This window comes from Lactobacillus gallinarum DSM 10532 = JCM 2011, from assembly GCF_001434975.1.
Lineage (GTDB): Bacteria > Bacillota > Bacilli > Lactobacillales > Lactobacillaceae > Lactobacillus > Lactobacillus gallinarum.
This window is the reverse complement of record NZ_AZEL01000010.1, coordinates 20,837-27,398: the sequence shown is the minus strand read 5'-3', so window position 1 is coordinate 27,398 and position 6,562 is coordinate 20,837. Positions and strand designations below refer to the sequence as shown.

Genomic DNA, 6,562 nt, shown 5'->3' with positions numbered 1-6,562 from the left:
TTAATCCAATTATTAAATTATAGTTGACTTCTATCAACACGATTTGACAGAGAGCCGCAGATGACGTATTTGCTTTCCTGTTGTAATATTCGTCTGTTCCTGGTTCAAAATAGTTTCTCCTCTCTGATACTGATTTTATCAATGATATTTCGCAATAGCCAGCAATGAACGCTTGCATTGCGCAAGACGTTACATTATCTTCTGAAACATATAGCGCACCTTGTCCAGGCGGCTGTTTGGACGGCGGGGCTGGATGACTGGCTTGCCGACAGCGGCCTGATACCCTTTCAGTTCTGTAAGGCATACGCTCTGCCCGTTGGTGTAAAAGGCCAGATCAGTACGGTATGCCTGTATACAGCGGGCGGGAATCTCGCCAGTAAAGACAACTTCATCCTTTTTTACCTGGACCGTTTCGATGGTGGCACAGTATTTCGGTGCATCATGATAAGCCCTGGAAAGATATTCCCGGGGCGCATAGAGGGTGAAGGAGAGATAAGGTTCCAGCAGTTGCGTCCCTGATTCCTTCAATGCCTGTTCCAATACAATCGGGGCCAATGAGCGGAAGTCCGCCGGCGTGCTGACCGGACTGTAATAAAGCCCGTATTCAAAGCAAATCTTACAGTCCGTTACGTTCCAGCCGAACAAGCCCTGCTCCAGCCCGTAACGGATACCATCCCTGACAGCGTTTTGAAAACTCTGGTTCAAGTATCCCAGCGAAACCCGGCTCTCGTATTGTACACCGGAGCCAAGCGGGAGTGGTGTAACAGACAGTCCGATGGATGCCCAAAACGGGTTGGGCGGCACCTCGATATGGATGGTGTGGCTGGCTGCTTTGAGCGGCCGCTCCATATAAATGACGGTGGGTTCCTTTACCACTGTTTCAAGCTTGTATTTTTCCGACAGCAAAGCGGAAACAACCTCCAACTGCACCCGGCCCAAAAAAGAAAGAATGATCTCATGGGTGATGGAATCCACCTCGCAGCGCAAAAGCGGGTCAGTATCCGCAAGTTGCGTAAGAGCGTCCAGCAGCCGTTCTCTTTGCGCTGCCGTTTTCGGCGCAATCGACGTCCGCAGCATGGGGAGGGGGTCCTCACGCCACCTTTTACGAGGGAGCCGGGTTGGGTCCCCTAATACATCGTTTAACCTCACGCTGTCGCTGGGAAGGATAACAATTTCACCCGGATAAGCGGTGTCTGTCCGAACAATTTCCCCTTTGGATGGAATACGCATCTCTGTGATTTTCAGCTTTTCTCTCCCGGCCAGGGCCACCGTATCCCGCAGGCGCAGCGTTCCGCTGTATAGCCGTAGATAGACACGCCGCTGGCCGCAATCTGTATACTCCACCTTGAAAACGCTGCCGCATAGGGCGGCGCTCCCCTGTTCCCCAATCGGTTGGAACAGCCCTGTCACCGCATCCATCAACGGTTGAATGCCAAGGCCCTTTTTGGCGCTGCCATAATAGACCGGGAACAGGGAGGCGTCTTGAACCCGCCGCTGTTCCTCCCGCACAAGTTTTTCCCGGCTGATTGGTTCTCCTGCGATATACTTTTCCAATAATTTATCGTTATTTTCGATGACCGCATCCCATGCTTCTATGTCGGTATTTTCCTCCAGGACTATTTCCGGGGACAGCGACACCGTCTGCTTGATGATAATATCGGCGGAGAGCTTATCCCGAACAGACTGAACCACGCTCTGCAAATCAACGCCAGCCTGGTCGATCTTGTTGATAAAGATAACGGTGGGAATGTTCATTTTCCGCAGGGCATGGAACAGAATACGGGTCTGGGCCTGCACGCCATCTTTAGCGGAGATCACCAAGATGGCCCCATCTAAAACAGCCAAAGAGCGGTACACCTCCGCCAAAAAATCCATGTGGCCGGGCGTATCCACAATGTTGACTTTACATCTGTGCCACTGGAAGGAAGTGACTGCCGCTTGAATGGTAATCCCACGCTGCCGCTCCAAAAACATGGTGTCCGTCCTCGTTGTCCCTTTTTCGACGCTCCCCGGTTCTGAAATGGCTCCGCTGGCATATAGCAGGCTCTCCGTCAAGGTCGTCTTTCCAGCGTCTACATGGGCAAGAATTCCAATATTGATTATTTTCATGTGATTGTCCTCCCTTTACTGCCCCGAAGGGCATAAAAATCCCCAGCAGTAAAATACTTTTACCACTGGGGATGATAATTTGCGGACATCCCCAAAAACAGCATACACCTGTTTGTGAGTGCTGTTTTTGGGGATATGTCAAAATTGATAAGGCAAAAGTATTCTTAAATTGGGTACAAAAAACTAAGCCCCTACAAAAGGGACTATCATAATCCTTTGTTCCCACTATTTGATTATAGTTTTATTTAAGAATACCTTGCCGCATATTTTTTACTCCTTTTCTGGAATTGAATTATTATATCACATCAGTTTTAGGAAAACAAGTATCTAAAAGAAATTTTTCTTCCCCTTATATGTAACAATCATACCGGCTTCCTAACGTTCAGAATGGTTTCTACTGTCTGCTGCGGTGTTTGGTTGGAATTGTCCAGCCAAAAGCCGATCCGTGGTGTTGTCTGCATTTTACTAAATACAAATTCAATGTATACAGAAAGAAATATATAAGGAGTGGGAGGGATTCCGCCGTAGTCGGCATTGTAGGAAAATCCAAAAGTTTAGATTTTCTCAAAATGCTTATCTTTTGGTCTTTGGTTCGGAATAGTGTAGTGCTGGCGGTCTATCTATTGTTTTCGGTTGCTTGCTTCTTTACCGTACATGAGCATTGATTGCTGTATTGTAGATCAATTAATACCAATAACAAAAGATTAATAATAGGCAAAATTAAAAAATAAACAAATCGTGTTTTCCAATTTGCCAAAAATGAAAGTGAGGAAAATTGTGTTGCCATTAGATTATCTTCAACGTTCCTTTCTCTCGCGCTAAATCATTAATTTTTCTAACCATAACTAAAATTAACAATATCCAGATCAGCATACTGCAGATATAGGCCAAAATATTGGTCATATTCCCTGAATAAAGCAAAACCCTAACTGGCATAGTCATTGGCAAAAAATATTGTGATACTTCCATCAATGGTAGAGAAATCACTCTATTACCAAATAATCCTGTTAATAGTAAAATTGGAATATTAATCAACGCTTCGTAGACTAACGCGTTAGGAGTTAAGGTGAAGAAAGCCGCGATTAAAATATCCATTGTAGCTGCAGCAATCCAAAGCAAGATAACTATCCCAATGAATTTTAAATCAATTGTGCCCGTTGCTACTGAGAAGATTTTTGCTAAAAGAAATGACAAAGGAAAAGCAAGCAGGCCATAACTCGAAGCTGGTAAAAGAAGAGCAATCAAGGATGCTCGCTCATCATAGCGCGTGTTAATAATATAAGGAAGTGTTCCTTGAAAACGCTGATATCCTATACTTCCTGCAGCGGTAGTACATGAAGCCCATAAACCAAATACTGCACTTCTTATCCAGACCATTGGATCATTTAACCCATGATTAGCGTAAGCAATTGTGTACTGTAAAACGAAAATACTAACTGTACTAGTTATTGTCAACCAAAAGAAATACTGATTAGATATGTACAGCTTAAATTGAAACCAAAAAAGTCTTAAAAACCTCATTAATTCATCCCTTATTATTCTCTTCTAAGTTGTGGTGCTAAGGCAAGGTATGATTCTTCAAGTGTTGCTGGTCTATCAATTCGTTTAACTTTAGACAATTTCACAATATCTTGAACTGTACCTTTTGCGTGAACTTTGCCTGCACCTAATAAAACAATTTGATCTGCTAATGCTTCAACTTCTGACATCATGTGACTAGTTAACAAAATACTAATGTCATTTTGTGCTAAATTCTTAACTACATTTCTGATATTAGTAGCAATTTCTACATCTAAGCCATCAGTAGGTTCATCTAATAATAATAATTTAGGATTTCCTAGAAGTGCACGTGCAATGTGCATTCTTTGTTTCATTCCTTTAGAGAAAAATTGTACCTTTTTATTCATGTCATTACTTAAACTAACTAAATCAAGTACACGTTCTATTTCCGCTTTTTGCTTACGATAAGGTATTTTAGCCAAATCTGCAAAATATGAGAGATTCTGTTTAGCTGTAGCTCGACCGTAAAAGCCCAAGTCCCCACCAAAGGAAACTCCAATATTATCACGTAACCTGGTCTTAATAATATTCTGACCACCGACAATCACTGAGCCAGATGTGGGTAATAAATAACCGCCTACAATAGAGACAATAGTAGTTTTACCAGCACCGTTGGGGCCCAATAAGGCAGCAATTTCACCTTTTTTAATATTAAAAGAAACATCGTCTAACGCTACAAATTTTTTTCCATTGTCATGATATACTTTTCGTAAATTTTGAATAGAGAGATAATTTGTCATTTATTTTCTGCTTCCTATATTTTCCTTCTTAAAAGATTTATCTAAAATCAATTGCGCCTCAGCTTTAGCCTCTTCTTTCATGCCTAATTTTATATAGCAACTAATCAGCATTTCTCTAGAAGCTTTTACTCCATCGAAGTTTCCAATATCTGCATGTTCATTAAGAGCTTCTTTAGATGTCATCAATGCATCATGATAATTTTTTAATAAATATTGAGTATAAGCCAAAATACTACATGCTTCAGCAACGTAACCTTTAGAATAAATTCTTACATGCTCTAAATTATTAATTGCAATATGGTAAGCTAATTTATAATCATGTTTTTGAATTTCTAATTGAACTAAATTAATAGCTACTTGTCCCTTATATCGTTCCGCTTGGCTTTTTCCTTTTATACTAGAACAAGTGGAAACATACTTATTAATTCTATCAGTTGCATTTACTAGTAGAGTTTTAGCCATTACTAATGAAAAACTATTTGGCTCCATTACAACTGCTAAACCCAACATATTATCGAATAATGCCATATACAGATCTTTATCTTTGGATCTAGGAATTTCTTTAGATATCAAAGTATATAGTAATTCTTGAGCGCCTTCATAATCATGAAATCTTTTAAGCTTAGTTATTATCAATCTATGGTAAGCTGTAATTACATGATTAATATCTCCTGCTCTCTGAATTGCCTTAGAAAAATATAAGTATGAATCTTTAGAGCCTTTACTTGCACATACAGTTCCACTATATATTAATGCATTATATGTTCCATGCTTTAGAATTTCACTTTTTCTTCTAGATACTATGTCAAAAACTGCATCAAAATTACCTGTTAACAAGATACAGGCATCCATAATATAAGGTAATAATCCTATCTCAGCTTGTAACATATCTGAAACCAGTTTATCGTATGATGGTATTTTTACATTTATTTTTTTAGTATTCCACTCCACAAATTCTCTAGGACTTGTTGTAAACCTCACACCTAAATCATTTAAAAAGAAAGGACTCCGTGAAGATCTGTCTCTTACCGAAGTCCCTTCTAATAATTTTTTAGATATGTTAAGTCGTTCGAGAAAAGCAGAATCTATTTTTTTATCAAATTTAGGAATTGATAAAATTTGATTTATAAAATCTTCTAAATACATCTTCATCTCCTTCCAATTAAACTACAGACGTTATTTTATAATTACAGGTAACACCCAAATCATTGATAATGTCCCCTTTCCTTAAGAACAATTATATTATCATTCATATTTATGCTCTCGACTTATTAGTTTCGTCACACGAAACTATATTTTCCAAGATATTACTCTATTGCCGTATCCCCACATAATAAGTTGATCTTTTATTTGTTTTGCTTTCATCCTATTTCCTTCAAACATATACTTAAAGAAGAAACCTGCAATTCTATAAAACATATAGTGACTTCTACAATCCAACTTTTCTAAATAATCTAGACATTTGTAATATTAGTTTCATTTCTATAACCATAATAGTAGCAGTAATATAGATAATTATTACAAATAATAGCTATTCTCTCGATCATTCTTTCTGAGGCATTATTATTTGAATATTGTTTTAATATTTGACTTATACAATTATTTAATTGTTTTTCAGTGAAGACTTGCATGCAGTTACCAAATAATCTTAGTGCATCAATATCTCCTAACCAAGTATCATGCCTTGTAAATTCTTTTATTATATCCTCTTTTATTCCTACACTTAATTCATCTAATTGTCCTCGAAAAGCTGCTATAGCTACAATGATTCTATACTTAAACACCTTATTACCTGGCAATTTAAGCACTTCTTGCAAACAATTTTCTATTTCATTTTTATCAGAGGTATTAAAAGCTATCCTTACCTTATTTTCAAGTTCTTCAGCTCTTTTCTCATTTTCTGAAATATACTCGTTTTTAATTAGCTCCAAAAAACTGTCTACATCGATATGGTGTGCAAACAAGATTTTAAATAAACTTTCTGCAGAAATGCCTTCTATTCCTCGTTCAATCTTAGAATAATGACTTTTATGAATAATTCCTTGGATCATTTCATCTTGTGTCAATCCTAGACGAATTCTTTGGTGTTTTAACGCTTCACCGATAGTCATCTTTCATCCCTCCAATTTAACTTCAACTATACTATCTTTTTA

At 38.5% G+C, this 6,562-nt stretch carries 5 protein-coding genes; all 5 read right to left on the bottom strand.

Annotated features, from left to right (window positions below; translation table 11 throughout):
* Positions 1 to 189: 189 nt before the first annotated feature.
* Positions 190 to 2,109, bottom strand: a complete 1,920-nt coding sequence (tet(W), locus tag FC37_RS01905) for a tetracycline resistance ribosomal protection protein Tet(W) (protein ID WP_000691721.1) — start codon at positions 2,107 to 2,109, stop codon at positions 190 to 192.
* Positions 2,110 to 2,895: 786 nt separating this feature from the next.
* On the bottom strand, positions 2,896 to 3,486 hold the full coding sequence (locus FC37_RS01900; RefSeq protein WP_233187043.1) for a multidrug ABC transporter permease: 591 nt from the start codon (positions 3,484 to 3,486) through the stop codon (positions 2,896 to 2,898).
* A gap of 158 nt (positions 3,487 to 3,644) precedes the next feature.
* Positions 3,645 to 4,409, bottom strand: coding sequence for an ABC transporter ATP-binding protein (locus FC37_RS01895; RefSeq protein WP_025006261.1), 765 nt, complete (start codon positions 4,407 to 4,409; stop codon positions 3,645 to 3,647).
* Positions 4,410 to 5,555 (bottom strand): hypothetical protein, encoded by a 1,146-nt coding sequence (locus FC37_RS01890; protein ID WP_025006262.1) that lies wholly within the window; start codon positions 5,553 to 5,555, stop codon positions 4,410 to 4,412.
* A gap of 308 nt (positions 5,556 to 5,863) precedes the next feature.
* Positions 5,864 to 6,520, bottom strand: coding sequence for a helix-turn-helix domain-containing protein (locus tag FC37_RS01885; RefSeq protein WP_236697258.1), 657 nt, complete (start codon positions 6,518 to 6,520; stop codon positions 5,864 to 5,866).
* Between the last annotated feature and the right edge of the window lie 42 nt (positions 6,521 to 6,562).